Genomic DNA, 25,392 nt, shown 5'->3' with positions numbered 1-25,392 from the left:
ACTCAGCGCAGGCGTACGCCCTGGTCGGCGAATCGCTCCGTCACCTTCTCGATGAAGCTCTCGAGCATGGCGTTGACCTCGTCGGCCGGCCGTACGGGCTCGCTGTTGCAGGTGATGACATAGGTGACCGAGCGCTCGCCCGGAGCGGCTCCGCGCGGCAGGAAGACGTCGCCGACTCTGATGCTGCGCACCCAGGGAGGACCGGCGGCGGTCATCACGTCCAGGACGTCCTGGCTGAGCACCGGGCGGGGCATGACGAAGTCGACCATGCGCTCCACGCCGGGGTCCTCACGGAACGGCGGGCGCCCGGCCGGCTCCTTGCGCAGCTTCCACGCGTCCAGGCGCAGCTCCAGGTAGCAGGGACGGTTGCCGCCGAGGCCGGCGCGGCGGCGCACGTCCGGATGCACTTCCGCGACGAGCCCCGCGTGCCGGCCGTCGAGGAGGATCTCGGCGCCGCGGTGGGGGTGGAGGACTCCGGCCAGCGGATGGGCCTGCGGGACGGGGCGGAAGGCGACGTCGGCACCACAGCGCAGCGCGATCTCCTCCACCGCGCCGCGCAGGAAGAAGACATCCGTCTCGCCCGGCTTGCCCGACCACTGGTCGGCGGCGCGGCTGCCCAGTGCCACGGCCCAGACGACCTCGTGTTCGCGGCAGAGGCCGTTGTCCGCCGTGGCGTCGGGCTCGAAGACCCGGGTCACCTCGAACAGGCGCACGTCGCCCTGCTTGAACCGCAGATTGGCGCTCACCGCCGCCACGGCCTGCGCCAGGCAGTTGTTCTTCAGCATGGAGTAGCGGCGGTCCTCGGCGTTCAGTATCCGCACGTGCCGGGCCAGCGGCTCGGACTCGGCCGGTGAGAGCAGGCGCAACGTCTCCTTGCCGTAGAAGCCCTCGGTGAACGTCTCGTAGAAGCCGAGGCCGGCGAGGGTGTCGCCGATCGCCTGGACCAGCTCTTCCTTCGGCGTGAGCGGGGCGCCGGGGCTGGCCGGCAGCGGCCGGGCGGGCAGCGTGTCGTAGCCGATATGGCGAGCGAGCTCCTCGTAGAGGTCTTCCGGCTCCTTCACGTCCCAGATGCGCGAGCCCGGCACGGAGAACTCCCCGTCGCCCTCGTGGCGGAAGCCGTACTCGCCGAGCCTGCCGGCCATGTCCGTCAGGCCGAGCTCGACGCCGAGGAAGTCGGAGCAGGTCGGCGGGTCGAGCGCGATGCGCGGCGGTGGGGCCGTCCACCGTACGGGCACGGTGGACGGCCCGTCCCGCTCGGCGGCGCCGGCCTCCTCCAACAGGCGGATCACCCGGCCGGCGCCCCGAAGGACGGCGGTGGGGTCGCTGCCACGCTCGTATCGCTGCGACGCCATGGTGGAGACCCCGATCGCGGCCGCGGCCTTCCTGACCGCCACGGGATCGTAGGCCGCGGACTCCAGGAGCAGCCGCCGCGTCTCCTCCCGCACGCGGGACTCCTCGCAGCCCAGCACGCCCGCCACCGCGAGGATCTTCTCGTCGTCGGCCACCACGGGCAGGCCGGCGGGCAGCGGCCGGGGCTTCCGCTCCCCGATCAGATGGGCCTGCTCACCGGAGCGGCTCGCACGGATGCGGACAGTGCCGCTCACCCGGTCGGCGTCGAAGACGTGGGTCGGCTGGCCGAGCTCCAAGGCCGCGGCGTTGGCCGCGTCCACCGGCGCCGATCCGGTCAGGAGGTCGCCGGCGGCCAGTCTGGCGGTCACAGGGGCGCCCAGCTCGGCCTTCGCATCGAGAACGGTGAGCGGGGTCAGCGAGTACGCCAGGCACGCCGCCGACTCCACGGCCACCTCGATCGTGCCGTCGCCGATCTCCGGCTCTTCGACCGGCGGAAGCGTCACCGGGAGGCGCAGCCGGGCGCCGAGTTCGGTGGCCACCCCCGCGTAACAGCGGTGGTCGCCACGATTGGCCAGGAACTCCAGCGTCACGTACGAGTCCGAGCCGTCGGACTCGACGCCCTTGACCTCAAGACCGGACTCGTCCAGCGCCGCCCGCACCCGGGCGAGGTCGTGGGGCAGCTCCGGCAGGAACGCGCGCAGGCCGGCGAGGGAGAATTTCATGAGACGCCTCGATGCAGGTAGGCCAGCTGACGGTGGTCGGCGGAGTACAGCGACCTCACCTTGGAGATGCCGAGCCATTGCGCGGCCATTCTGGTCGTGCCCCAGCCGAACGCGATCCCGCGCATCCCGTCGCCGTCGAAGCCGAATTCGCGAAGCACCGCCGGATGAATCATCCCGGCGCCGATGATGGTCACCCAGCCGACGCGGTGACAGGCCTCGCACCCGTCGCCGCCGCAGGCCGTGCACGCGATGTCCAGCCCGAGCGATGGTTCGGTGTAGGGGTAGTACTTGGGTTTGAACCGCATCCGCACGCGGTCTCCGTACAGAGCCCGTACCACGAAGACGAGAACTTCCTTCAGATGCCCCAGGGCGAGCCCGCGCTCCAGCCAGAAGCCCTCAAGCTGGTGGAACATCGCCATGTGCGTGGCGTCCACAGCCTCGTTGCGGTAGACCCGTCCCGCCGCGACGATCTTGACCGGCGTCCGCGGCCGGCCGCCCAGCACTCGGGCCTGGATGGTGGTCGTGTGCGAGCGCAGGAGCAGCCCGGCGTCGAGCCAGAAGGTGTCCTGCAGGTCCCTCGCCGGATGGTGTTGCGGGATGTTCAGCGCGTCGAAGTTGTGGTACGCGTCCTCGACCTCCGGACCGTCCGCGCGCTCGAATCCGAGCCGGCGCAGCACGTCCAGGCAGTGGCGCTCCACCTCCGTGAGCGGGTGCCAGGCGCCACGCCGGGGCACCTGACCGGGCAGGGACAGGTCGAGCCATTCGTGCTCGATCTGCCGGGCGGTCTCCTCCGCCCGCACCCGGCCGGTCTTCTCCTCCACTTCCACGCGCATGCGCAGTTCCAGGCCGTTGAGCATGACCGCGCGTTCCTTGCGCTCGTGCTCAGGCAGCTTCGCCAGCTCGCGGAACTCCTCTTTCACCCGGCTGCGCCGGCCCGTGTGCCGGGCCTGGACCGCCGCCAGCTCTTCTCCGGTGACAGCCTCCGCGAGGTCGGCCGAGAACCGGTCATATATCTCTGCTGCAAGGTCCACTTTCACTCCACAGAACGCACGTGGCCGGCATCGCGGGCCGCGGCCTATACCGTGCCGCGCAATGTCGCGCCGAAATTCCCGGCCAGTTCCTGGGTCACGGTCCGCAACGCCTCCTTGATCTGCTGCGGAGTCAACGGGTGGCGGGTCAGGAGGCTCAACGAGATCGTCACGGAGTGCTCGTCCTCGTCCAGCGAAGGCCCGCACCACACGTCCGAGACGGACGAGTCGATCCTGAGCACGTCGGGAAGCGCGACCCCCTCGGCGGCGGCGCAGAGCATCTCCGGCGACACGTCCCGGCGGCACCGCAACGACAGGTCGAACGAACGCACCGCTTCGGGCAGCATGCGCAGCTGTGCGAGGTCTCGCCGGAAGGGGCGCACCAGGTCCAGATCAGGAGTCTGCGCGGCCGTGATCGCGCCCATCCTGGCCAGCAGCTCGTCCTCGGGCACCCGCAGCTCGGACGCCAGGGCGTCCAGCGTCACCAGGGCCATGCGCATGATGTAGCCCTGGGCGCGGCCGGACATCTCGATGTCGTTGGCGTACAGCCGGGCGAGCAGCCCCAGCAGGTCCGCGAGCTTGGCCTGCTGCTCCGTCTCCACGGGCGGGAGTACCCCGGGCGGCATCACGTCGATCACCCACCTGCTGCGGGCCAGGCACGCGGCGAGCGTCTCGACGCCGATTCCGAACCCGTAGCCGACGGTCCGGCCGTCCCATTCGAAGGCGATGAGATTTCCCAGGTCGCGCCATTTGCCGCCGGACTGCTCGATGGCGAAGGTGGCGCCCCGCCCGGTCATCCGGTCCTCGCCGAAGCCCCAGCGGTAGTAGCGACGCGGCTCCTCGTCGTAGGCCAACGGCGTCGTCCAGGCGTCCTGCCAGGCGGTGTGCAGGTCATGGTCGTCGGCCGCCACCTTCAGCAGCACCTGCGAGCCCTTCAGCCCGTGCAGGTCGCTGAAGAACCGCCTGATGGTCTCGGCCAGCGAGTCGAGGGCGGCCACGGGCGCGAGCACGGCGAGCATGTTGAACTGCAGGACGAAGTCGGCCGAGAACGCCTCGCTGAAGGTGGTCTTCAGATTGTGCGCCCTGACGCACGGCTGGGTGACCACGAGCGTGCGATCGCCCAGGACGACGTCACCGCGTAGGTAGGGTTTGAACGCGACCACGGCGGAGTTGGTGAACAGAACGGTCGGGTCGTCGCGCGGTACGGCCGGCTCGGCGGACAGACGCTCGGCCCCGGCTCGGAGGAAGTGATCGGTAAAGCCGGCGGTCAGATCCACAAGGGTCTGTTGTGAACGACTCGCCCGCCGTACATCGCTGTGACTGACTTGGCCTGGCATGGCTGGATCTCCTGGCTTCGGGCCCGTCTCTACACGAGCAGTGCGATTCCCTACGAGCGGTCGGTCTTCGGCGACGGGGCGATGAACAGCGCCGGGTACAGCGCCCACAGATGCCAGAAGGAGATGCCCAGGAAACGTTTGGTCGCCAGATGGAAGGCGACGGCGCCGAGCGCGATCAGACGTCGGTTCTTCCAGCGGGCCACCAACAGCGGCAGGAAGGCCGCCTCACCGACGACGGTCGCCACGCTCAGCACCCGCATCAGCGGGTCGTTGGCGCTGAGGCGGTGTCCCTCGGCCGTTCCCAGCACGGCCAGCGAGCCCTTGAGGGTGCCGCCCTCCACCATCCATTTGAGCTTGCCGTGAATGAGCTTCGACAGCCCCGCCTGGCTGTAGATCGAGGCGGCCCCCAATTGCATGGCGGCGAGCGCGAGCGACTGAAGCTGCGCCTCCTCCTTCGACAGGGGGCCGGGCGGCCGCTTGTCGACGCTCAGCCACTTCGAGGTGTCGACCGCGGTCGCCGCGCACAGGAACAGGTTCAGGTGACTGTTGTAGTTCCACAAACGCGGATGGAACTGGGCGACATAGCAGTTGAGCGCGGCGAAGCCGGCCGCCGCGGAGACCCGCACGAGGGCATGGCGCACGCCGATCGTCCACAACCCCACGGCGGCCAGCGACAGCAGCCGCAGCGCGTTGAACTGGAAGGCGCTCAGCCGGACGCCGCGACGGTCCTCCGGTTGGCACGCCTGAAGGGTGTCCTGGTGCTCCTCGAAGAACGACCCGGCGGGCATCTGCACGATCGTGCGGATGACCGCGAGCCCCAGACTCACGCGCGCGAGCGGCAACCGGTCGGCGGCGTCCTCCTGCCCGAAGAGGATCGCCGAGAGCCTGCGCACCATCACCCCACCTCACAGCGGTAGAGCACCTGGTGGTCGTAGAGAGGCCCGTCGTCGGTCATCGAGTAGTCTCCGACGTCGATACTGACCATGATCACCTCTAGTCCGGTGAAACCGCGTGGATGCGTGGGCCGTTCCGATCGCCGCACCTCGTCGTAGTTCGGCCAGGGCCGCGTGTTGAGCCGGTCCAATATCGTCCGGCAGAACCGCTCCTTCACCTCGTCGTCCGTGTTCTCCAGCAGGACGGTGGCGAAGATGTCCACAACCCGGAAGAACTCCAGCGGCATCAGGCCGTAGACCTGGCGGAGGCCGGTCCATTCGTCGCCGTCCCTCAGCCGGATCCGTAACTGGGGGAACCGTCGGGGCAGCGCGCGGTTGAACATGTTGTTGGAGCAGAAGGGCCATCGATTGCGGTCGACGACCGTGTGGAAGAACTGGCCCGCCAGCACCGCGAGCAGGAAGGCCGCCGCCATCGCCGGCTTTCTCCCGACCGGCGCCGACCATTTCGTCGCCTTGTTCATGGCATGCAGCCGTCCTCTCTGACCGCCGGGTCCAGCACCGTCAGACGCTGCCGCTCGCCGGCGTGCAACACGGCCCGCGCCCCGAAGGGCACGCACATCACGGGGTCGGTGTGGCCCAGCGGAAGCCCGCTCAGAACCGGGCCGCGGAAGCCCTGCGCCGCCCGGTCCACGACGGCCGCCAGTTCGGGGAGCCGGTCCATCGCGGGATCGGTGAACCGGCCGAGCCCCAGCGCGACGATCTGGTCGAAGACCCCGAGGTGACGCAGGTGGGTCAGCTGCGCCTCCACTTCGCCGACGTCGCTGCCCGCGGTCTCCACCAGCAACATCGCGCCCCGCAGGTCCGGCCAGAAGTCCGTACCGGCCAGCCTCAGGAGGGTGTCGAGATTCGCGCCGATCAGGAAGCCCTCCGCCTCGCCTTCCCGCAGGACCCGTACCGGAGCGGCCCGATCCTGGCGTCTCGGCCGTTCGTCGTCGCAGTCCCAGGCGAGGAACTCCAGAACCTGCTCCTCGGGGAACGGGATGTCACCGATCGGGCGGGAGTCCGCCACGGTGCGCTCCAGCATCGCCTCGGTGTAGGACAGGCATCCGCCGGACTCCCCCCACTGGGGAAGAAGCTGGGGGCCCATCACGACCCCCACCCGAGCGCGTTTCCAGATCGCCAGCAGGAGCGCCGTGGCGTCGCTGTAGCCGATCAGCAGCTTCGGGTGGCGCCGGATCAGGTCGTAGTCGAGCAGTTCCAGCAGTTGGTTGGCGTTGTAGCCGCCGATGGAGGTCATGATGGCGCGGACCTGGCCGTCGGCGAACAGCTCGTGCAGGTCCTGGACCCGCTCCTCGGGGGTGCCGGCCGTGTGACCGGTGTCCTTGAGCCAGTTCCGCCCCTCACGCACGCGGTAGCCCGCCGCCTCCAGCGCGCCGATCGCCCGGGTTCGGCGCCGGGGGAATCTGGCGGCGTGCGGCATCGAGGGGGAGCAGAGTCCGATCACGTCTCCGCGGCGCAGGGCGTGCGGAAGCAGGGGTGCGGGCGGGCTCGGGTCCGGCTCGTCCACCAGAGCCCGCCTCGTCGAGAAGTGCATCGCCTACGACGCGGGGCCTTGGCGGGCGACGAAGAACAGGTTGTTCCCGCGTTCGGCCAGGTCCGGCTCGCTGAGCATGCGACGCTCCAGCTTCAGGATGCGTTCGTAGCTCTGGGGGTCGGACAAGCTCCGGGAGACGCCGGCGCTGGTGCCTTCGAGCTGGGTCTCCTGGTAGCCCGGATAGATGAGCGTCGGGAACCCCGTCCTGACCGGGACGGTCAGTCCGAGCCCGACCAGCCTCTCGTGCAGCAGTCCGGGCGTGAACAAGTGCATGGCCGGCATGTCCGGAGTGAACCGCCCGCGAGCGTCGGACACCGCCGACTCCGCGTCCTCCAGCATGCCGACGTGCAGGTTGAAGAAGGCCGCGTGATAGCGGTTGGGCAGCACCAGGGCCAGCTGGGCGTCGGGCGCCATCAGCGTGGCGAGCTGCCTGAGCACCTCATCGGGATCGGCCACGAAACCGAGCACGTTGTGGAAGCTGATGATCAGGTCGAACCGGTCGCCCGCCAGGTGCCGTTCCACGTCCATCAGATCGCCGTTCACCACGGTGAGACGGTCGAGATAGCCGTCTTCCTCCGCCTTCGCCGTGGCGTGCCGTGTCATGTCGGGGCTGAGGTCGAAGTGCACACAGGTCAGGTCCGGGCGCTCCCGCAGAATCCGCTGGGTCCACCGGCCCGTGCCGCCGCCCGCGTCCAGGAGCCGCCCACCCACCGGGACGTTGGGAAGCACGTACTCCTGCAGCGCCTCCCAGAGAAGCTGGTCCGACAGCCGCCAGTAGACCTGCTCGTCCACCTGGTCGTAGCCGTCGGCTTTCTTGCGGAAATAGTCGAGCACTTCGTGCTGCGTGGAATCGTGCGCGGGAACGTCGATCAGTGCCATGAGAACTCCGTGTCGGTATTGATGGCTTCAGGGCAGGATCTGCTGGCCGTTGAATCGCAGCAGCAGCGCCAGGTCCCGGATGTCGTCGTGTTTCATCACCCAGAGGAGGAAGCGTTCGACCCCGAGCCCGAAACCCGATGTACGCAGCGGATGACGGTCCTTCATGGTCATGTACCAGTGATATTCGTCGGCCGACACCTCGTGCAGGTCGAGCGCCCGTTCAAGTTCGGCGGCGTTGGCGTGCCGCTCTCCCGAGCCGACCGTTTCGCCGATACCGAAAAGCAGATCGGCGCTCAACGCCTTGGTGGGATCGTCGGGGTCGAACGCCTGATAGAACGGCACGCTGAGGTGGTCCATATGGGTGACCCATACGTATCCCCCGAATTGCTCCATCAGTTCCCGTTCTCCGGCACGGGTGAGAGTGCGGCACTGCGGTCCCATTTCCCGCACGAATGCCGGATCCTGGCGAAGCCGGGCCACCGCCTCCTCGAACGGCACGCGAGGCAGGGCGGCCGAGCCCGCGAGCTCCTCCAGGTGCTCGACGCCGCCCGCGACGTCCAGCACGGCCTGACGGCCGTGCTCAAGCAGGCCGGCGGCAAGATGGCGCAGGTAGTCCTCCACCACCCGGATGACGTCGTCCAGACCTCCGGCGATCTCGGCCTCGCTGTGGAAGAACTGGCACAGGTGCGTCTGGTCGGCCTGCTCGCCCCTGAAGGAAGGCATGAGGTAGTACGCCCCGCCGGGCGAGAGCCGGCAGCCGAATTCGAGCATGAACTGCATCGAGTCCGCGAGATAGGTCGAAACGCCTTCCAGCTCGACCTTCACCGGCGTGCTGTCGCTGCCGCGGCCCATCGGGCTGGAAATGGAACCCGTCGTGATCGGCACGTTGAGATAACGGGCGCCATGGGCTGTCCAGAAGTCGGTCGTCCGATGGGCGACGATATCCTGGAACAGCGTGAGATGCTGGTACCAGGAATTCTCCAGGACGGCGAGATAATGCTTTGCCGGCTCTGCCCAGGAACGGGGCGCGAGAACAGTCGGTTGTGACATGGCAACCTTTCATGAGGCCGGGACGGCGCTTTTCGGGGGAATGGCGGCTTCCGCGCATTCATCGTGTGTCACCGAAACGGCGGGCGTCCAGCGTCTGCCAAGGCGTGTAGCAGCCATGGCGAGAGATTGCCAGCAAAGCAGGCGTACGGCGGCGGGTGGCAGCGGGCTCGACTTTTCCCAGCTCACGACAGAAAAAGGCCGCGAGCCGGCCCGTCGCTCGATGACCGAGAACGGACCGGCCGGCGGCGGACATCACACGGCCCCGGCTCGCCGGGCGCGGCCTCAAGTCAGGTCAGGGATTCTCCACCCTGACGCGTCGTCCGTCCGGAACCATTGAGGCATCTCGGATCCACGCCACATCCAGATCTCCATGAAGATGTGACGGGGCTCGCCGCCGTCCAGGCGGATCATGGACACCTGCCGGACGGCCCCCTCCGGAGGGCAGGGCCGCGCCTCCACCTGGCCTGGCACGGTGCTCATGAGCGCGTTCTCTATGACGTGCGCGATCGTGGCCCCCAAGTCGTCTTCCGGCATGAAGGCGTCATTGTCGGCGCCGGCGTTGTGGTCGTCGGCGTTGTCGGCGTCGGCGGCGGCCTCGGTCGCCGCCGCGATGAACAGCGAGCGGGTGCCGCCTTCGAGAGCGAGACCGTCGGCCAGCAGGCGAACGGTCTCCAAACGGGGCCGATGCACCCGTCCACTTTCCAGATCACGAATCGCACGCACACTCAACGTGGACAGATCAGCCAGTTGTTGTTGAGTGAGCCCGGCCCGAATCCGAAGCTTGCGGAGCAGCGAGCGGAGCGACTCTTGGTGCGGCGAACGCCCGACTGAGAGTTTCATTCCATCCTTCCATGCTCGAAGCCAGGGGGTTGACACCGGAGCGAGGGCCATCCGATCAGGTTTCGGTCAACGGATCGGCCCTGAGCAACGTGTCCATCGCCAGCGAGATCACGTCGGCCCCGCAGTGCGCGACCACCCATCCAGCCGGATCGGCATCGTCGGCCAGCACCGCCTCCAGCAGGGCGCGGGAGCCGCTTTCCACCTGCGGCAGGTCGGCGCCGTTCAGGTACAGGACCAGCGATATCCCGCCGGCGTCACTTCGGAGGTAGGCGTGGCAGACGCTGATCGGGCCTCTGAACGCGGTCAGGGAAGAGCGCAGCCGCTCGGTGTCGAGCGGCGGGCTCCCCGGGATCATCGGAGCCAAGCGAGCTGTAATCACATACATGACGAAACATCGGCAACGATTGTCCGGGACTCAGCCCCAGATGTTTCCGTTTACACCGTCGGCCACGTTCATGACTGCTTTGCCGGCGGGCGCATGACCGGCCAGGGCCACCACCGCGCCGCCCGTTCCGAGCACGGCCACGGAAACGAGGAGGGCAGCGATCTTCGCGGTGAACTTCGTGGGAAGCTGCATTTTCGATCCTTTTCTGGTGAGGAACTGCCGTGTGGTGCGATCAGTATGCTCAGCAGAATGGACCGTGTTGAAGTGCCGGCGCGTGACCTAAAGGTGTCTGACCTGATTAGGTCTGACCGCCGCACGGGGCCGGCAGCGGGCGACCGCCAGTGGCGGATCTCCATGTCGCCGAGGCGGGGGCCGCGACAATGCGATCGGGCTGATGGCGGATCCCGGCCCGGGCGAGAAGAACGCGTCCATGAGGTCGGCCGCCCGCTTCCGCGGTGGGGGCCCAATTGGCGTCTACAACTTCCCCGGCGACGGCGGCCCGCACCTGCCGGTGGCGCGTCCAGACCGCGTCGCGGCCGCCCCGAAGGCTGAGGCGGCGGGTCAGAGCCAGCCTTGTCGCGCCGCGCGCAACCCCGCTTCGAAACGGCTACGGGCGCCGAGCCGCTCCATGATCGCCGCCATCATGCGCCGCACCGTGCGCTGGGACAGGCCGAGGTGATGACCGGCCGCCTCGTCCGTCATTCCTTCGGCCAGCAGCTTGAGCAGGTGCCGTTCCTGCGGCAGCAGCCCGGCCTCGTCCTTGTGCGGTTGCGACCCGATGGGCGTCGCCGCGTTCCAGATCTGGTCGAACAACGCGAGGACGGCGACCACGGTCCCGCTCTCCGACACCTGCACGGCCCCGACCTGGGTATTCGACGCATCCACCGGGAGAAAGGCGACCCGGCGATCATAGATCAACATCCGGATGGGCAGGGTCGGCACCGTGCGGACCTGCGCGCCCATCTCGACCAGCCATTCCGCGTACGCCAGCGTGGGGCCGTCGTTTCGCATGCTGTCCAGCCCGATCGTGCGAATGTCCACCCCCCGGTCACGGACCTGCCTGTCCAGGCACTTGGCCGCCTCGATCAGCTGAGGGTCCTGCGCCCCGCCGGGCATCATGCTGGCCACTTCACAGACGGCCTCGGCCGACAGTCTCTCGATGCGGGCCTGGATGGCATCCATCCCGAGCAGCCAATCGGCTCCAGGACGTTGCCCGTCCTGTTGGGCGTCGGAGTATTCGCTGACGATGGCCGCGATGGCGGACTCGGCCTCGGCGATCTGGTTCTGCTGACGCGCCAGCTCGGCCTGGCGTTGCTGGAGGAGCACCTGCAACCCCACCTGCGGGCTGACCGGCCGAAAGCTGCCGGGAGATTCCCAGGAGGGCAGGAGTAATGCCAGCTCGGCCAGATGATCGAGCGCCGTTCGGACCTGATCATTAGTTGTGGAAAGCTCACTCGCCATCGCCTCGACGTCTAAGTCCTGACGTAGAAGGAGCAACCGGTAAACCTTTTCCGCCAGTGGATACAGCCCGAGTGACACCAGCATTCAGCACAACTTTCGACGACGATTCTCGCAGGGATCCCATCATTCTATTGATCGAACAAGCACGAACAACCCCCAAGATTTCCCCGGCAATTGGCTATAATGTGCGCCAGAAGGACGACGGTCCGTGATCGCCCGGACACGAGATATGACGCCGCCCTCATGATTGTCGTAAAGATCGGCCCCTGGCACGACGCCCTGAGCACAGCCGGCCACCCCGCACCGTAAAAGCACCGGCACCGGGCGGCCGGCCCGCCTCGCCACTCCTACGTGGAGACGAACGAGGTCTGGCAACCCGGTACGGTCCAGGTCATGCAGCAGACGGTTCTCTCCTGCGCCTCGGCGTTCTCCGCGGCGGGAAGCTCCTGAAGAGCGGCCACATCGGTGGACACGGTCTCACCTCCCTTCTGCGTGCGGGGGATGCAGGGCGAACTCATCGGGCATGAACCACCGGCGGCCACCATGGCGCAGCCGCAGCAGGAACCCGATGATCCCGCCCAGGCCCAGGTTGTAGCTGAAGGGCAGGTCCCGCCCGTCCGTGGCGCGGATGATCTTCCGTCCGTTCGCGCGGACGTGCCCGCTGTGGATACGGGCCGCGTGCTCGGCGGCCCAGCTGAGATAGCGTTCCTCACCCAGCAGGCCGGCCAGGTCGAGCAGCAGCTCGCCGTTCCCCGCGTTGCCGTGACAGTGATCGGGGCCGAGCACCCATCGCTCGTTCCGCACCGCTGTCGCGGCCATCTCCGCCATGCTGAGAAAACGAGCGTCGCCGGTCGTCCGCCACAATCTGGCGAAGAAGGCGCCGATGCCGCCGGAGCCGTTGCACCACCATGCGGTGTCCGGCTCCGGCGCCCCAGCCCGGGTGGCGTCTTTGGGGCCGACCGGCCACCGGACGGCCTCGCCGACCCGCTCGGCCCGGGCGTACAGCGCCGTGCCGCAGGTCTCGGCCATCTCGACGTAGTCGGCCCGGCCGAGGGCATGGCCGGCCGAGAGCAGGAACGTCGCGATGCCCGCGACGCCATGCGCGAAACCGTAGTGCGTGAGACCGGCCAGCTTGGACGCGAAGCCTTCGGGGATCGGCCACACGACTTCGTCCGCCCGGCGTTCGCAGGTCTCCATCAGCCGATCGCCGCACAATTGTGCTCGCGCCCGGAATTCGGGGTCGCCCGTGGCCTGCCAGAGCGCGAGTTGCGCGACTCCGGCACCCGCCGTGCCATGCGTGTAGTCCGGTATGTACCACCGCAGCGGAATGCGCCTGGCATAGGCGAGGGCACGTTCGGCAAGGCCGTCGTCACCGAGGACGCGGGCCGCCTCGTACAACGCCCAGGCGCTGCCCGAGCGGCCGAAGAACAGCCCGGGAAGAACGCGCGGCTCGCGCTCCAGCTCCGCGCACAGCCATGCGGACGCCGTGGCCAGAGCGTGCCGGTGTCTCTGGTCGTCGAAGACGCGCACCGCGCCCGCCAGCACCATGATCACGCCACCGGCGCCGGCGTGCACACCGGCGGCGTCCCCCGTACGGTTCTCGTGCCGCACGGGCGGCCAGAGAGGTCCGCCGCCGGGCGTCATCCGCTCCGCCGTGTGGTCCAGCAGGTCACGCAGGAGACCGTCCTGCTCGTCCGGGGTGAGGGCCGCGATGGGCTCGGGCGCGGCGCCGCGGTCGCCGCGCAGAGCGGCTCGCACCCGGTCGAGACCCCACCGCGCCCCCGGCTCCGCCGCCGTCAGGCCGAGGATCACAGGTGCCAGGCGACGTAGGGGGTCGTTGCCGTGCATGGCGGTTCGTACCAGCAGTTCCATGCGCTCGTCCGCCACCCGGACGGGGTCGTCGTCAGCCGTGAGCACCAGGTCGACCCGGGCGCACAGGTACAGCAGGCACGCGCCGAGGCTGTAGAGATCGGCCGTCCGCGAGGCGACCGCCGAGGAGCCGCGTGCCGCGATCTGCTCCGGCGCCGTGTAGCCGGGCGTCATCACCGGCGTGGCCGGGCTCCCCTGCCGGGTCACGAACTCCACGTCCACCAGGCGCAACGCGCCGTCCGGAGTGACCACGACATTGCCCGGGCTGAGATCTCGGAGCACCAGGCCGCTCCGGTGGACCAGCGCCACCAGGTCCACCAGCCGTGCGGCCACGGCCCGCACGTCCGCCGGTGGCGGGCGGCGGATCTCCGTCCCCTGTGACTCCTGTTCCACCCATTTCCGCAGGGACCGCCCGGGGATCTCCTCCTCCGCCAGGAACAGGTGGTGCTGGTACTCGAACAGCGTCACCTTGCGGGGCGTGACGCCGAGTGGCTCCATGAGGTCGAGCATGTCCGCCTCGTGCCGCAACCGGGCGTGCGCGTCCGAGATGTGCGGACGAGCCTCCTTGAGGATCACCCGGTGCCCGCTCCGCCGATCCGTGGCCCGGTAGACGCCGCCTCGGTTGGAGTGCCGGATCGCTTCGTCCACCTGGAACCGGTCGGCGATGAACACCGGCCCGCCGTCTCGCGCCGGCGGCGACGTCATCCCGGGAAACGGCGGCGGCGCCCACGGCGGAGGCGTGAACCGGGCCTCACGCCGGTCCTCCGCCCAGGTGCCGTCGGGGGCCACGAGCGCCGGCACGTACGACCCGTCGTCGTCGAGCCTGGACAGGGCGTCCGTGAATCCCCCGTATCGGTAGTGGACCAGGCTTCCCGGGCAGTAGGGCCGGTCGGACAAGATGGCCGGCCCGGCCTGCCCCGCGACGGCCCCGTGCAACTCCTCCACGAGTACGCGGAAATGTTCGTCGTCATCGGGATAGACGGTGATGAATTTTCCTCCGCCGGACCGGGGAAAACGCATGGACGTCAGTTCTTCGACCTGTTCCAAGCCTTTGGCGAATTTGAAACAGGCCCGTCGGCGCAGCAGCACTTCGGCCGCATTCTCCAGCACCGTCGGCGCCGATTGCGTGGTCGCCGAGACGTGTATCTTCCACCCCTGGAGCCGGCGACTGAACCCCGGCGGTTCCACATAACACCAGAATGACTCCGCGCGTATATTCCAGCGCTCCGGCGCGGTGATCTCAGCCAGCGGGCCGGACAACCGGCCGGTCAGGTCGCCACCGTTCGCGCTGTTCAGCATCGCCTCGCCACTCCCTTTGTCCAGGGTCGGCCGCCAAGGAATGCCCAGCATAGGCACTGGCCGCGGCGGGCCGTCAAGCTGCCCATGGCGGCAGTTCATCGGCAAACAACGGTCCGGCCTTCAGCAATGTCGCCGGGGTGCGATACAAATGTTCGCATGCAGCAGGAGCGCCATTTTCTGGAGAATGAGCAGGGTGTTCCGGCAATCAGCTACGTGCACGGCGAACGGGACGGCCGGCCGTGGGCGCACAAGGTCGAGATCATCGGCCCGCGACCGGCCGAGACGGTCGCCGCGAAAATGCGCGGCTGGTACGTCACGGTCTCCGAGGACTTCGGCGCGGAATTGACGGCCCGCGGTGCCCGCCTGATCCGGCACGCGCACGTGATCTCCTGCGATCTCGGCGCAGCGGCGGCCTGGCCCCCCGCGACGGCGCCGGAGGGATTCCGGTTCACGCCCTGCGATCGTGCGCCGGAGGAGGTGCTGCCCGCCTGGCGGAACGCGTTCCCGCCCGGACATCCGGATCATTCTCCGCGTACCGACGAAGAGGTGCTGCGAGAGGAGTTGGCTCCCCTTCTCCGGGGCGAGCTGATCGGCCCGCTCCTGCCCTGCAGCTCACTCGCCGTGGACCTGACGGATCGGGTGGTGGCGGGGGTGGTGGTCAATGACTGGGACGGCCTCTCATGGGTCGCCAACGCCTTCCGCCACCCTGCCGGCACGCCCCGAGGTCTGGGCCTGACCCTCCTCCGTCACGTCATACAGAAGGCGGCGGCCGACGGCCTGGAATCCCTCACCGCCGTGGTCAGCCAGGCGAACCCGGCGCGGCACATCTGGCCGCGGATCGGCTTCCGTACCACCGAGACGTCCATGACGGTCCTTCTCTGAACCCACCCGTTCGCGGGAAGAGAGCCGAGGCGACCATCTGCCTTGGCGTGACGTCGCCACTCCTGACCGTGGACTTCGCCTCCACGCGGATCCAAGATGACACTGGGCAGCTCGTAAAGATCTCCGGACATCCCGCCACGCTTCCGGCGGGGCCCATCCACCAGAGCGTCAGGTCATGAGAGCTTGGAGGGCGATATGACTCGCCTGACCCCCTTCCGCGAGGGCGCGAACGTACATCCGATCAGCCGGCGGTCCGAAACGGCGGACGTGCCGTGACGATCAGGGCCGCCGTCGTCGGCGGCAGTCCCCTCCATCAGCAGGCCGTGGACGACCTGCTGCGCGACGAGGGCTTCCAGCTCGTCCACGCGCTGAACCGGGACCCGGTCGTGGACGCGGACGGTGCCCCCACCGACGCGACATGGGAGAGCCTGCTGCTCGACCCGGACATCCGGCTCATCGTCCTGTGCACCCACACGGAGGCGAGAGTCGCCCTGGTCCGGCAGGCGGCCGAGGCGGGCAAGGCGGTACTCCTGCAGGAACCCGCCCCCTCCCCCCAGGAACTGGCGCAGCTCCGGCAGCTGACCCGGCGTGACACAGCGCTGATCGGCGTCATGATGCCGTTCCGCATGGCGGTGCCGGCCGAGGTACGAGCCTGGACCTGGACGGCGACGACCTGCGCGACACTCGAGGTCTCCCGGTCACATCCCTTCGAGGAGTTCCGCAACCCGTTGTGGTTCCGCTGGGGGCCGACGCGGCAGAAACGGGCACTCGCCCGGATTCTCACGCCGTACCTCGATCTGGCCTGTCAGCTTCTCGGCGAGCCGGCCGACACGAGGATCCAGGTCGACGACGATCCGGGAGGGCGGGCCATCGGCCTGGTGAGCTTCCACAACGGCTCGCGGCTCGCCTTCGCCGGCACGACCTGTTCCGCGGTTCCGTCTGAGCGGCTCAGCCTGTTCGACACCGATGCGCGCCTCACGGTCAGCGGCAGCACGCTGCTCTTCGAACGCATGGGATCGAGGGCCATGCGGGAGATCCCGCCCGTCCGGGTCCTGCGCGGGCTCGTGTACCAGGAGATCGCCCGTTCCATCGAATCCGGCACGCCGCTGCGGCACTCCACCGTGAACGCGTCCGACGGCCTCGCCGCCGTTCTCGCCTCCTTCGTCACACTCCACCGCACGCAGGTCCACTCGTGAAGGTTGGCCCAACTGCGTGACCACGAATTGGCTCTGTGCCGATGGTGACGTCCTTCCTAAGATCATTTTTCATGAATCCTCTATCAATGCGCCTCATCGCCGTGGGCGCCTTCGTGGCGATGGCCGCGGCGGCGACTCCCGCGTACGCCGCCGCGCCCGCCGGCGACGCCGTGGTGAACGGCTCCCTGGACAACGGGGTCAAGGGCTGGTGGGCGTCCAAAAACACCCCGATCAAGGTGACCGGCGGGCGGTTGTGCGCCCAGGTCCCCGCGGGTGGTGACAACGTGTGGGCCGCGATGATCGGGCAGAGCGGCGTCGCGGTCCAGTCCGGACAGACCTACCAGTTGAGCTTCGAGGCGACCGCCACGAGGACGACGAGGATCAGGTCGCTGGTCCAGGGCGGCGGCGAGAAGCGCGCCGCGATCGTGGACGGCTACCCCGAGGTCGGCGGCAGCCCGAAGAAGTTCACCTACGCGGCCACGGCCAAGGGGTCGGACACGGAGGCCCAGGTGTTGTTCCAGGTGGGCGGCGCTGACGCGCCCTACACGTTGTGCCTGGACAATGTCTCTCTCGTGCCCGTGCACCAGAGCGTCGTGAACGGCTCGCTGGACAACGGGGTCAAGGGTTGGTGGGCGTCCAAGAACACCCCGATCGAGGCGACGGGCGGGCGGTTGTGCGCCCACGTCCCCGCGGGTGGTGACAACGTGTGGGCCGCGATGGTCGGGCAGAGCGGCATCGGCGTGGAGGCCGGGAAGACGTACCGGCTGAGCTTCAAGGCGTCGGCGACGCGGACGGTGAAGATCAGGTCACTGGTCCAGGGCAGCGGCGAGACGCACACCGCGATCGTGGACGGCTACCCCGAGGTCGGCACCGGCTCCCGGACCTACACCTACCAGAACACCGCCAAGGTCTCCGACCGGGAGGCCCAGGTGTTGTTCCAGGTGGGCGGCGCTGACGCGCCGTACACGCTGTGCCTGGACGACATCCTGCTCACCGACTAGAACGTCGGGCGCAACGGTGCTGCCGCCGCCGCTGCCGCCGCCCCCCGCCGCCGGCGAGCCCGGTGGTGGCGGACCCGCCGGCGCCGCCGTTGGAGTCAGCGCGGACCTCGAACTGCGGAAGGAGAACGGCGGCCGGGGCGTCTCGGGTGTCAGGGCGGTGGGCTCCGCGTCGGCCATCATCCGGCACCCCTGTTCGAGGGTGGGGCCAGCACCACCGTCAAGTGGGAAAGCAGCACCATCGTTCGCCGGGGCCGCGAGTTCCTACCTTTGAGGCATGAAGAAGATCCTCGCAGCCACCGCCCTGCTGGCTGCTGTCGCGATCGCCGGGGGCGCGATGCTGATCCACAGCAACGGCCGCGAGCCGATGGTGCCCGCTTCGGAGACCACCCGCGGCACGTACCGACTGACCGGGGACGAGCTGGAGGTCGACTCCAGCGGCCCGGTGATGATCACCGTGGTCACCGGGCCGGCGGGCGAGGTCGTGGTCGACCGCAGGCTGCGCTGGACCGGCCCCAAGCGCCACACCGAGTCGTGGAGCGAGCACCGCATGACCATCGACTACGAATGCGGGGGCGGCGACTGCGGCGCCGACTACCGGCTGAGCGTGCCTGGCGGTACCCGGGTCAGGTTCGGCGGCGCGAAGGTCAGCTGCCCGCCCGAGATCGCATGCGAGGAGGCCTAACCGGGTCTGGAGCCGGCCCCAGAGCCAGGAACGGGCACTGACCAGGCATCTGGCGACCCCGTTCCGCCGGGAACGGCTGCCTTCCGGGCGGCGGCCGGGACCGGCCGAATGGCCGCCTCACGTGCACTCCATCGCTTCCTACGGCCCTGACCCAGCATTCGTGTCCGGGGGATGCCATCGCGAGGGTCAGCCCCGGACGTCCACCCCGGGGGTAGGTCGCCGTGTTCAGCGGTGCTCGGGCTCCACCGGGAGCCACAGTTCGGCGTCGGCCTCCGTCTTGTCCGGCGACAGCTGGATGCGGAGGATCTCGGGGCCGGTGCGGGTGCGGTACGGGTTCGACGGGAACCACTCGGTGAACACGTCCCGCCACAGCTCCTGGATGGCCCGTGGCGCGGGCCCGGAGGTGGTGAAGACCGCCCAGGTGCCGGCCGGGACGGCCAGCGTGGTCGTGCCTTCCGGAGCGGCGGCGGAGGTGATCACGCCGTGATGGTAGTCGAGCTCATCACCCTCGGCGCGGCCGGGTTCCATGTCGTCGCACACCGCGACGATGCCGTACGGTTCCTGGTCCGACAGCTTCTCCAGGCGTCCCAGAGCCTGTGGATCGATCCTCCGGACGAAGTCGATGATCGCCTGGTTCGGGCCCGCGTGCACCAGCGGTACCCGGGCCTTGAACCCGACGACGGTGAAGTCCGCCCTGTCCACGACGCGGTACCGCATGCTGCTGCTCCCTTCGATGGTGAGGCGGAAGGCCATTCGGGACTGGGAGGTGAGCGCGGCGCCGGTACGCCGGGCCTCGCCTGGCCCGATGCCGTGCATGGCACGAAACGCCCGCGCGAACGCCTCACCGGAGCCGTAGCCGTAGCGCACCGCGATATCCAGCAGCGTTTCACGCCCCGCGAGTACTTCGGCGCCCGCCAGGGTGAGCCGGCGGCGCCGGACGTACTCCGCGAGCGGCATGCCCGCCAGCGCGGAGAACATCCGGCGCAGGTGCTGCTCCGAGGTGGCCGCGACGCGTGCCAGCTCCTCCACGTCGAGGGCCTGGTCGAGATGGCCCTCGATGTGCTCCATGGCCTGGTTCAGCCGCTCCAGCATGCGTGCCCTCCTTCCGCAGCCTCTGCACGGCCGCCCTGCCGACGATAGTCGTCAGGCACCTCTATCCAGCGCCGCCCCCGTCCCGTCCCAGCCCCTGGCGGATCGCAATCTCCACCAGTGAGTACGCGCCGTCGGCGCGATCCAGTTCGTACGGCGCGGCCGGCAGGAGCGGCGGCTGGGCCATGAAGCGCGGCCGCACCCCATGGTGCGGCTGTGCGGCGTGCACCAGGAACGGGTGGCACAGGAAAACGTCGCCCGGGGACCCGGTGGCGAGGGCGAGCGGCCGGTGGTCGGACGCCGCCACCAGATCGGGTGCGAGGGTCAGCCCGCTCGCCCCGTCCTCCCCGTACTTCTCCAGCACCTTCGGCACGTCGAGGTGTGAGCCGACCCGGATCCGGGTCGGGGCGTCCTCCTCACCGACTTCGCTGAACAGGAAGAGCATCAACAGCGCCCGCCCCTGGGAGCGCAGATTCGTGAAGTACCAGCTCTCGCCCTCCGGCAGATAGCTCCCCTCGATGTGCCAGCCCGCGTCGTTCGGCTCCTCCTCGTGGGGGAAGCGCAGCGGGAACGTGCCCAGTGAGTAGCGCGGCTCCCAGCGTCCCGCGCCGACGAGCAGGTCGTACGCATGATGCAGGGCCGGGGAATTGGGTGCGGCCGCGAACGGTCCCTGTGCCATACCGGCCACCCAGTGCACGGGCTGCGTCCACGTGGACGGGTCGTCCGGGTCGCAGCCCGTCTCCCGCCACAGCAGCCGCGCACAGTCTGCGGCCACGCGCGGCGCGACGGCACCCTCCAGCTTCACGAAGCCGTCGCGGAGGAAACGGGATGTCAAGGTCGTGTCGTCCATGCCCCCATCGTGCGACGTCACCGGCCCGGATCTCCCGACATTCTCGCTACCGCTTCTGTCGGGTCCGAGGGTCACCAGCACTGGGTTAGGTTGGCCGGATGAGGACATATGAGGATCTACCGGCAGAGTTGATGACCGAGCGGCTGCGGTTGCGACGGTGGGTGCCGTCGGACGCAGAACAGTTCCGCGGGTTGTGGTTCGAGCGGGACCCGCGAGTGCCGGCGGCCCGCCGGATCGACGCCGAGGGACGGCCGACGGTCGAGGACGTCCGCAGCTGGCTCGTTGACAATCCGCTGACGGCGGCTCCCGGGCTCGGGTTGCTGGCCATGGAGCTGCGCGACACCGGTGAGTTCATCGGGTATTGCGGATTGACCGTCGGCCAGGGAACGTTCGACGAACCTGAGATCGCGTACGAGCTGGCACAACGAGCTCACGGCCATGGTTATGCGACAGAAGCCGCCCGTGCGGTCTTGGAAGCCGCGATTCGAACAGGGCGTCACCGCCTCTGGGCCACTGTGCGGGAGTGGAACACACCCTCGTTCCGCGTCCTTGAGAAACTCGGCTTCCACCGAAGCGACCGCATCGACGAGGACGCCGAACACGGTGATTCGATCTGGATGACGCGCGTACTCGACCCGCGATAGAGACGCGGGCGTCAGCCACCAGCTCACGCGGGTGGCCACCGCCGAAGGCCTCGACGGGACGCGACGGTTGGGAGTTGCCAGGCACTTTGCTCCAGCGTGGCGCGGTGCCTGGCGAGGAGGCTGTCCGCCTGAGGTTGGGCACCGCCCCGGAGGCGGATGATCACGTCAGGGAGTTGCGAAGCGCGCGGCGATCGTTCGGGCTGCTTCGTCGACCGCTCGCGACTGCTCTTCCTTGGTGATCGACCACGTACCGTGCGTGAGGCGCGGCCAGAAGATCGCGGACGCGATCATGCCGAGGAACTGTGCGGATGCCAGATCCGGATCATCGATGTCGGCGCTGCCTGCGGAGTGCGCCTCCCGCAGATAGCGTCCCAGCGCCTGCAGCACAGGCAGCGTGCCGAAGTCGAAGGTCCGCTCGCGCAGTTCGGGGAAGTGGTGCGATTCGGCGATCACGGTTCGCATCAGGGCGACCATGCGAGGACGAGTCAACAGTTCCGAATACGCGCGACCCAGCACCACCAAGCCCGCGTAGAGGTCGCCGGTCGGGATCTCGACAGGTTCCGGCGCCGGCGATCCGCCTGCCGCGAGCACCGTTGCCTCGAAGAGCTCGGCCTTGGTCGGGAACTGCTTGAAGAGCGTCGCCTTGGACACCCCTGCCTGCTCGGCGACACGTGCCAGTGGCGTGCGGTCGTACCCGAACTCCAGGAAGAGCTGCGCGGCGGCGCCGAGGATCGCCTCGCGATTGGTCGCGGCCACCGCACGGTGGTACGAGGAGCGTCCACGTGTCATCCGTTCAGTATCTCATCGAGGCGAGTTCCTTGACTCACCATTACGCACACGATTACGGTCATAGAGGCGAGTCGATCGACTCACCTCTCGGAGAAGGGAGCGGCTTATGGCCACCGTGATCGTCCACGCGACCATCACTCTTGACGGGTTCATGGCAAGGGAGGACGGCGGGGTCGACTGGATGTTCGGCCGACCCTCCGCTCCCGAGGACGACGCCGTCGTCGGGACAGTGATGAGCCGGATCGGCGCGGTGGTCGGCGGCGCGAACAAGACCCAGACCATCGAGGACGGCGAGATCCCGTACGGCGGCATGCTGAAGGTCCCGGTCTACCTGATGACCCACAGCGCCCATGAGCCGATCGAGCGCGACGGCATCACGTACAACTTCGTCGTCGACGACATCAACGAGGCCGTCAGACTGGCCACGCAAGCGGCCGGGGACGGCTGGGTCAGCCTGCTCGGAGGAACCATCTCACGACAGTGCCTGCGGCTCGGTCTCGTCGACGAGCTCCACCTGGACGTTGCGCCGGTCCTGCTCGGCGACGGCATCTCGCTGTTCGCCGGCCTTGGGCGGCACATCGAGCTTGAGCGCCTCGGCACATCAGCCTTCGCGAGTGAGGCTCATCTTCGCTACCGAGTCCTCCGTTAGCCCGAGTTGCAGGTCCTCCGAGCCATCGGGTCCGCCACGAGCCCTCGCCACTTGTCCGAGCCCCGCCGCCCCGGAGCCCGTTCACATCCCATGCGGGTTTCGCCATCATCTTGGCTGAACCCCGACCTCACCAAGCTGCCGGGCGGCCCGACCGGCGGTTTGCGGCCCAAGCCGGACGGGCGCCTGGCCGTCGGGATCTGGGCCGCCGGCGACTGCCGCGAGACCCGGCATCGGCTCACCGGCGGGTGACGGGGCCCGCCACCAGCTGTTTGTAATGACTTTGTAGCGACTGTGTAGGGGATCTCTGGCAGCGGCTCGCACTCTTGATCGCAGAGGGCGCGATCGGTGCGCCCCCTGAAGAACTGGGAGTTCGTCATGGTCAAGACCGCCCGTCGTTACGCGAAGTACGCCGTCAGCACCCTGTCCAGCGCCATCTTCGGGCTGCAGGTCTGACGAACAGCGAGGGATCCCCCGGGAGCCCTCTCCCGGGGGACACCACGACGGGAGGAAAGCGGCGTGTTCGGCACCGCGGTACGCCAGCTCGGCTACGCCTGGTCGATGATGTCGGGGCGCAGGTTCCGGCTGCGGGACGTCTACACGCTGGTCGACGACATGCGCGAGACGCTGGAGACGTTCGGCTCGCCCGGCGAGGGCGCCGACGACCTGATCGCGGGCAACGACCCCGAGCTCCAGGAGGACCTCACCCGGCGGCGGCTGCGGCGCACGGTGGCCCACGCGGCGGCGGAGAGCCCTTACTACCGGCGGTGGTTCGCGGAGCACGGCGTGGACCCGGCCTCCATCACCCCGCAAACCCTGTCCTCGATCGCCCCCACCTCCAAGGCCGACCTGCGCGGCAGGCCGGCGGCCTTCGTCTCCGACCTGGCCAGGCCATCCGTGCTCGCGCACACGACGGGCACGACGGGCACGCCCACGCTCGTGTGGTTCTCCGCCTACGAGATCGAGCTGCTGTCGTGCCTGTCGGCGCTCTCGCTCATGATGTCCGGGAACGTGCGCACGGACGACGTGTGGGCCAACGCGAGCAGTTCGCGGTCCGTCGCGCAGATCCTCACCGAACGGGCCGTCACCCGTACCGGGGCCGTGTTCGCCCACCTGGGCACCATCGACCCGGCCGCCACGCTCGACCGGCTGGCCACTCCGCTGCACGTTCCGGGCAAGCGCGCGCAGATGTCTCACCTCAACGTGCCGGCCTCCCACCTCGCGGCGCTCGTGCAGGAGGCCGAGCGGGGCGGCTGGCGGGCCGCCGACTTCGCGCTGACCACCATCTGGTCCGGCGGCGAGGTCCTCACCGACGCGCTGCGCGAGCGGGCGGAGCACGCGTTCGGGGCCGAGGTCCGCGACGGGTACGGCATGACCGAGATCGCCCCGGTGTCCGGCCGCGTCTGCCCCGACGGTCATCTGCACCTGTCCGCCGACCAGGGCCTGGTCGAGATACTCGACCCCGAGACCCTGGCCCCCGCCGCTCCCGGCGAGGTCGGCACGATCGTCGTGACGCCGTACTCCACGTTTCGCGACACCACGCTTCTGCTCAGGTACGTCACCGGCGACCTCGTCCAGGTTCTGGCCGAGCCCCCGACGTGCGCCCTCGCCGCCCTGCCCGCCACCTCGCGGGTGCTCGGCCGCAGGTCGCCCGGCGGGCTGACCACGCGTGACGTGCTGGACCTGCTGCAGGCCGAGCACGCGCTGCCGCTGCCCACCCGGTACGCCCTGGAGGGCACCATCCTGTACGTCGTCGCGGGCAAGGCCGAGCAGGGCCTGCTCGGCCGCCTGGAGGAGCGCGCCCACGGGCTGCCTCTGACCGGCATCGTCCTGGTCGAGACCGCCGAGGACCTGCCCACGCCCTGCCGGCTGCGCACGGACCTGCTGGAGATCAGCTTCGAGCGAGGACTGTGATGACCCCGTACGTGCTCGCCCTGTACGCCCTGGTCGCTCTGGCCGTCGCGCTCACCGCCGCGTACCTGCGCCGTTACGTCATGCCCAGACCGCCGGTCGGCCGGATGGTGGGCGCGGACATCGCGGTCATGGTGGTGACGCTGGTCGTGATGCCGTTCGCGTACCTGCACCTGCCCACGGGCGTCGTCGTGTCGATCTTCGGGCTCGTGGTCCTGACGTTGACCCAGCTCACCCTCGCCCCCGTGCTGGGCGGCCGGTGGGGCATGATCGCCGCCCTGCTCCTGTGCGCCGCCGACGTCACCGCCTTCGCGCTGGGACGGCCGGCCGCGCTCCTTGTGATCAACGACGCGCTGCTGATCCTGCTCGTCGTCGGCGTGGTGAACATGTGGGTGCAGGCGGCGATCACGCCCGCGCAGGTGGCCGCCCTGGCCGCCGCCCTCACCCTGTACGACACGCTGGCCACCGGGCTGACGTCGCTCACCGCCGACTTCGTCCAGCGGATGCAGGGGCTGCCGTTCGCGCCGGTGCTGGCCTCCTCCTTTGGCGACGATCCCGCCCTCATCGGGCTCGGCGACTGCCTGATGTTGTCGATCTGGCCGGTGGTGGCGCTACGGGCGTACGGGAAGGCGGCCGCTTGGTGTGCCGCCGGCCTGGAGGCCGTTCTGCTGGCTCTGTCCATCGCCTTCGTCCTGTCCCATGGCCGGCTGCTGCCGCTGCTGACCGTGCTCGGGCCGCTGATCGTCGTGCAGTGGCTGTACTGGCGGCGGTGGCGGGCCCGCCGGACGCCCGCCCCGGCCCGGCCGGAGGTGAACCGGGCGCTGGAGGTGAACCGGGCGCTGGAGGCGGCCGACGCGCCCGCCGGGATGTGGGCCGCCCTGTCACCCGAGGGCGTGCTGGTCGCCGAGGGCGCCACGCCGGGGCTGGCGCGCAAGGAGGCCAGGCTGGCGGGAACGCAGGGCGTGCCGGTCGTGTGGCGGCTCGGCGAATAGCGT

General features: G+C 69.2%; 26 protein-coding genes. 9 read left to right on the top strand and 17 right to left on the bottom strand.

Annotated features, from left to right (window positions below; all coding sequences use genetic code 11):
* Window positions 1-2: 2 nt before the first annotated feature.
* From ACWCSU_RS19915 to lanL, 14 genes are all read right to left on the bottom strand, one after another.
* Window positions 3-2,072: a phenylalanine--tRNA ligase subunit beta gene (locus tag ACWCSU_RS19915; RefSeq protein WP_449936582.1), complete on the bottom strand. Its 2,070-nt coding sequence runs from the start codon at window positions 2,070-2,072 to the stop codon at window positions 3-5.
* Window positions 2,069-3,103: a phenylalanine--tRNA ligase subunit alpha gene (gene pheS / locus ACWCSU_RS19910; RefSeq protein WP_364098893.1), complete on the bottom strand. Its 1,035-nt coding sequence runs from the start codon at window positions 3,101-3,103 to the stop codon at window positions 2,069-2,071. Before pheS ends, ACWCSU_RS19915 begins: the two co-directional genes overlap by 4 nt.
* A gap of 44 nt (window positions 3,104-3,147) precedes the next feature.
* A complete protein-coding gene (locus ACWCSU_RS19905) occupies window positions 3,148-4,377 on the bottom strand; it encodes an alanine--tRNA ligase-related protein (RefSeq protein ID WP_449936578.1) in 1,230 nt (409 codons plus the stop codon).
* Between the two features lie 110 nt (window positions 4,378-4,487).
* On the bottom strand, window positions 4,488-5,333 hold the full coding sequence (locus ACWCSU_RS19900; protein WP_357700312.1) for a hypothetical protein: 846 nt from the start codon (window positions 5,331-5,333) through the stop codon (window positions 4,488-4,490).
* A complete protein-coding gene (locus ACWCSU_RS19895) occupies window positions 5,333-5,851 on the bottom strand; it encodes a hypothetical protein (protein ID WP_449936576.1) in 519 nt (172 codons plus the stop codon). The genes ACWCSU_RS19900 and ACWCSU_RS19895 overlap by 1 nt, the downstream gene beginning before the upstream one ends.
* A complete protein-coding gene (locus tag ACWCSU_RS19890) occupies window positions 5,848-6,897 on the bottom strand; it encodes a S66 peptidase family protein (protein ID WP_449936574.1) in 1,050 nt (349 codons plus the stop codon). The genes ACWCSU_RS19895 and ACWCSU_RS19890 overlap by 4 nt, the downstream gene beginning before the upstream one ends.
* Before the next feature lie 30 nt (window positions 6,898-6,927).
* A complete protein-coding gene (locus tag ACWCSU_RS19885) occupies window positions 6,928-7,803 on the bottom strand; it encodes a class I SAM-dependent methyltransferase (protein ID WP_357700306.1) in 876 nt (291 codons plus the stop codon).
* 27 nt (window positions 7,804-7,830) lie between these two features.
* Window positions 7,831-8,853, bottom strand: a complete 1,023-nt coding sequence (locus tag ACWCSU_RS19880; RefSeq protein WP_357700304.1) for an amino acid--tRNA ligase-related protein — start codon at window positions 8,851-8,853, stop codon at window positions 7,831-7,833.
* 282 nt (window positions 8,854-9,135) lie between these two features.
* Window positions 9,136-9,693, bottom strand: a complete 558-nt coding sequence (locus tag ACWCSU_RS19875) for a helix-turn-helix transcriptional regulator (RefSeq protein ID WP_364098914.1) — start codon at window positions 9,691-9,693, stop codon at window positions 9,136-9,138.
* 55 nt (window positions 9,694-9,748) lie between these two features.
* Window positions 9,749-10,048 carry a hypothetical protein gene (locus ACWCSU_RS19870; RefSeq protein WP_449936569.1) on the bottom strand — a complete coding sequence of 100 codons (300 nt, stop codon included), beginning with the start codon at window positions 10,046-10,048 and terminating at the stop codon, window positions 9,749-9,751.
* A 60-nt stretch (window positions 10,049-10,108) separates the two neighbouring features.
* Window positions 10,109-10,270, bottom strand: a complete 162-nt coding sequence (locus tag ACWCSU_RS19865; RefSeq protein WP_357700297.1) for a hypothetical protein — start codon at window positions 10,268-10,270, stop codon at window positions 10,109-10,111.
* Between the two features lie 369 nt (window positions 10,271-10,639).
* The gene (locus tag ACWCSU_RS19860) at window positions 10,640-11,623 is read right to left on the bottom strand and encodes a helix-turn-helix transcriptional regulator (RefSeq protein WP_364098923.1); all 984 of its coding nucleotides are present in this window, start codon (window positions 11,621-11,623) and stop codon (window positions 10,640-10,642) included.
* A gap of 263 nt (window positions 11,624-11,886) precedes the next feature.
* Window positions 11,887-12,012, bottom strand: coding sequence for an ALQxL family class IV lanthipeptide (locus ACWCSU_RS19855; protein ID WP_357700292.1), 126 nt, complete (start codon window positions 12,010-12,012; stop codon window positions 11,887-11,889).
* Window positions 12,013-12,016: 4 nt separating this feature from the next.
* Window positions 12,017-14,707 (bottom strand): class IV lanthionine synthetase LanL, encoded by a 2,691-nt coding sequence (lanL, locus tag ACWCSU_RS19850; protein ID WP_449936565.1) that lies wholly within the window; start codon window positions 14,705-14,707, stop codon window positions 12,017-12,019.
* 156 nt (window positions 14,708-14,863) lie between these two features.
* On the opposite strand from lanL, the gene ACWCSU_RS19845 reads away from it, so the two are divergent.
* The 4 genes from ACWCSU_RS19845 (at window position 14,864) to ACWCSU_RS19830 (ending at window position 18,468) form a co-directional block, all read left to right on the top strand.
* Window positions 14,864-15,589 (top strand): GNAT family N-acetyltransferase, encoded by a 726-nt coding sequence (locus ACWCSU_RS19845; RefSeq protein WP_449936562.1) that lies wholly within the window; start codon window positions 14,864-14,866, stop codon window positions 15,587-15,589.
* A gap of 272 nt (window positions 15,590-15,861) precedes the next feature.
* Window positions 15,862-16,785, top strand: a complete 924-nt coding sequence (locus tag ACWCSU_RS19840; protein WP_449936560.1) for a Gfo/Idh/MocA family oxidoreductase — start codon at window positions 15,862-15,864, stop codon at window positions 16,783-16,785.
* A 71-nt stretch (window positions 16,786-16,856) separates the two neighbouring features.
* On the top strand, window positions 16,857-17,786 hold the full coding sequence (locus ACWCSU_RS19835) for a carbohydrate binding domain-containing protein (RefSeq protein ID WP_449936557.1): 930 nt from the start codon (window positions 16,857-16,859) through the stop codon (window positions 17,784-17,786).
* Between the two features lie 274 nt (window positions 17,787-18,060).
* Window positions 18,061-18,468 carry a hypothetical protein gene (locus ACWCSU_RS19830; RefSeq protein WP_449936554.1) on the top strand — a complete coding sequence of 136 codons (408 nt, stop codon included), beginning with the start codon at window positions 18,061-18,063 and terminating at the stop codon, window positions 18,466-18,468.
* Between the two features lie 225 nt (window positions 18,469-18,693).
* Here ACWCSU_RS19830 and ACWCSU_RS19825 read toward each other — a convergent pair whose 3' ends face one another.
* Together ACWCSU_RS19825 and ACWCSU_RS19820 are read right to left on the bottom strand one after the other, a co-directional pair.
* On the bottom strand, window positions 18,694-19,560 hold the full coding sequence (locus ACWCSU_RS19825) for a GyrI-like domain-containing protein (RefSeq protein WP_449936553.1): 867 nt from the start codon (window positions 19,558-19,560) through the stop codon (window positions 18,694-18,696).
* 61 nt (window positions 19,561-19,621) lie between these two features.
* Window positions 19,622-20,407, bottom strand: coding sequence for a phytanoyl-CoA dioxygenase family protein (locus tag ACWCSU_RS19820; protein ID WP_357700276.1), 786 nt, complete (start codon window positions 20,405-20,407; stop codon window positions 19,622-19,624).
* A gap of 131 nt (window positions 20,408-20,538) precedes the next feature.
* Here ACWCSU_RS19820 and ACWCSU_RS19815 point away from each other — a divergent pair, with 131 nt between their 5' ends.
* Entirely contained in the window at window positions 20,539-21,051 is a 513-nt protein-coding gene (locus tag ACWCSU_RS19815) for a GNAT family N-acetyltransferase (protein WP_357700274.1), read from the top strand.
* Between the two features lie 165 nt (window positions 21,052-21,216).
* Here the strand turns inward: ACWCSU_RS19815 and ACWCSU_RS19810 are convergent, their stop codons facing one another.
* Window positions 21,217-21,807 (bottom strand): TetR/AcrR family transcriptional regulator, encoded by a 591-nt coding sequence (locus ACWCSU_RS19810; protein WP_357700272.1) that lies wholly within the window; start codon window positions 21,805-21,807, stop codon window positions 21,217-21,219.
* A 139-nt stretch (window positions 21,808-21,946) separates the two neighbouring features.
* Here ACWCSU_RS19810 and ACWCSU_RS19805 point away from each other — a divergent pair, with 139 nt between their 5' ends.
* The 4 genes from ACWCSU_RS19805 (at window position 21,947) to ACWCSU_RS19790 (ending at window position 25,389) form a co-directional block, all read left to right on the top strand.
* Window positions 21,947-22,489 carry a dihydrofolate reductase family protein gene (locus ACWCSU_RS19805; protein WP_449936551.1) on the top strand — a complete coding sequence of 181 codons (543 nt, stop codon included), beginning with the start codon at window positions 21,947-21,949 and terminating at the stop codon, window positions 22,487-22,489.
* A gap of 90 nt (window positions 22,490-22,579) precedes the next feature.
* The gene (locus ACWCSU_RS19800) at window positions 22,580-22,738 is read left to right on the top strand and encodes a hypothetical protein (protein WP_449936548.1); all 159 of its coding nucleotides are present in this window, start codon (window positions 22,580-22,582) and stop codon (window positions 22,736-22,738) included.
* Window positions 22,739-23,005: 267 nt separating this feature from the next.
* Entirely contained in the window at window positions 23,006-24,400 is a 1,395-nt protein-coding gene (locus ACWCSU_RS19795) for a phenylacetate--CoA ligase family protein (RefSeq protein ID WP_364098955.1), read from the top strand.
* Complete coding sequence (locus ACWCSU_RS19790; RefSeq protein ID WP_449936545.1) at window positions 24,400-25,389, top strand: hypothetical protein; 990 nt, start codon at window positions 24,400-24,402, stop codon at window positions 25,387-25,389. The genes ACWCSU_RS19795 and ACWCSU_RS19790 overlap by 1 nt, the downstream gene beginning before the upstream one ends.
* Window positions 25,390-25,392 lie beyond the last annotated feature (3 nt).

The organism is Nonomuraea sp. NPDC001699 (assembly GCF_053596455.1).
The sequence above is the reverse complement of the archived record's forward strand: the minus strand, read 5'-3'. Positions and strand labels throughout refer to the sequence as shown.

Bases quoted from the DNA above. Each gene is read 5' to 3' on its own strand.
- ACWCSU_RS19820 (WP_357700276.1), bottom strand. From the start codon at position 20,407: ATGGACGACACGACCTTGACATCCCGTTTCCTCCGCGACGGCTTCGTG.
- ACWCSU_RS19825 (WP_449936553.1), bottom strand. From the start codon at position 19,560: ATGCTGGAGCGGCTGAACCAGGCCATGGAGCACATCGAGGGCCATCTC.
- ACWCSU_RS19815 (WP_357700274.1), top strand. From the start codon at position 20,539: ATGACCGAGCGGCTGCGGTTGCGACGGTGGGTGCCGTCGGACGCAGAA.
- ACWCSU_RS19885 (WP_357700306.1), bottom strand. From the start codon at position 7,803: ATGGCACTGATCGACGTTCCCGCGCACGATTCCACGCAGCACGAAGTG.
- ACWCSU_RS19860 (WP_364098923.1), bottom strand. From the start codon at position 11,623: ATGCTGGTGTCACTCGGGCTGTATCCACTGGCGGAAAAGGTTTACCGG.
- ACWCSU_RS19865 (WP_357700297.1), bottom strand. From the start codon at position 10,270: ATGCAGCTTCCCACGAAGTTCACCGCGAAGATCGCTGCCCTCCTCGTT.
- ACWCSU_RS19800 (WP_449936548.1), top strand. From the start codon at position 22,580: ATGCGGGTTTCGCCATCATCTTGGCTGAACCCCGACCTCACCAAGCTG.
- ACWCSU_RS19870 (WP_449936569.1), bottom strand. From the start codon at position 10,048: ATGATCCCGGGGAGCCCGCCGCTCGACACCGAGCGGCTGCGCTCTTCC.
- ACWCSU_RS19900 (WP_357700312.1), bottom strand. From the start codon at position 5,333: ATGGTGCGCAGGCTCTCGGCGATCCTCTTCGGGCAGGAGGACGCCGCC.
- lanL (WP_449936565.1), bottom strand. From the start codon at position 14,707: ATGCTGAACAGCGCGAACGGTGGCGACCTGACCGGCCGGTTGTCCGGC.
- ACWCSU_RS19880 (WP_357700304.1), bottom strand. From the start codon at position 8,853: ATGTCACAACCGACTGTTCTCGCGCCCCGTTCCTGGGCAGAGCCGGCA.
- ACWCSU_RS19835 (WP_449936557.1), top strand. From the start codon at position 16,857: ATGAATCCTCTATCAATGCGCCTCATCGCCGTGGGCGCCTTCGTGGCG.
- ACWCSU_RS19875 (WP_364098914.1), bottom strand. From the start codon at position 9,693: ATGAAACTCTCAGTCGGGCGTTCGCCGCACCAAGAGTCGCTCCGCTCG.
- ACWCSU_RS19895 (WP_449936576.1), bottom strand. From the start codon at position 5,851: ATGAACAAGGCGACGAAATGGTCGGCGCCGGTCGGGAGAAAGCCGGCG.
- ACWCSU_RS19790 (WP_449936545.1), top strand. From the start codon at position 24,400: ATGACCCCGTACGTGCTCGCCCTGTACGCCCTGGTCGCTCTGGCCGTC.
- ACWCSU_RS19845 (WP_449936562.1), top strand. From the start codon at position 14,864: ATGCAGCAGGAGCGCCATTTTCTGGAGAATGAGCAGGGTGTTCCGGCA.
- ACWCSU_RS19830 (WP_449936554.1), top strand. From the start codon at position 18,061: ATGAAGAAGATCCTCGCAGCCACCGCCCTGCTGGCTGCTGTCGCGATC.
- ACWCSU_RS19805 (WP_449936551.1), top strand. From the start codon at position 21,947: ATGGCCACCGTGATCGTCCACGCGACCATCACTCTTGACGGGTTCATG.
- ACWCSU_RS19915 (WP_449936582.1), bottom strand. From the start codon at position 2,072: ATGAAATTCTCCCTCGCCGGCCTGCGCGCGTTCCTGCCGGAGCTGCCC.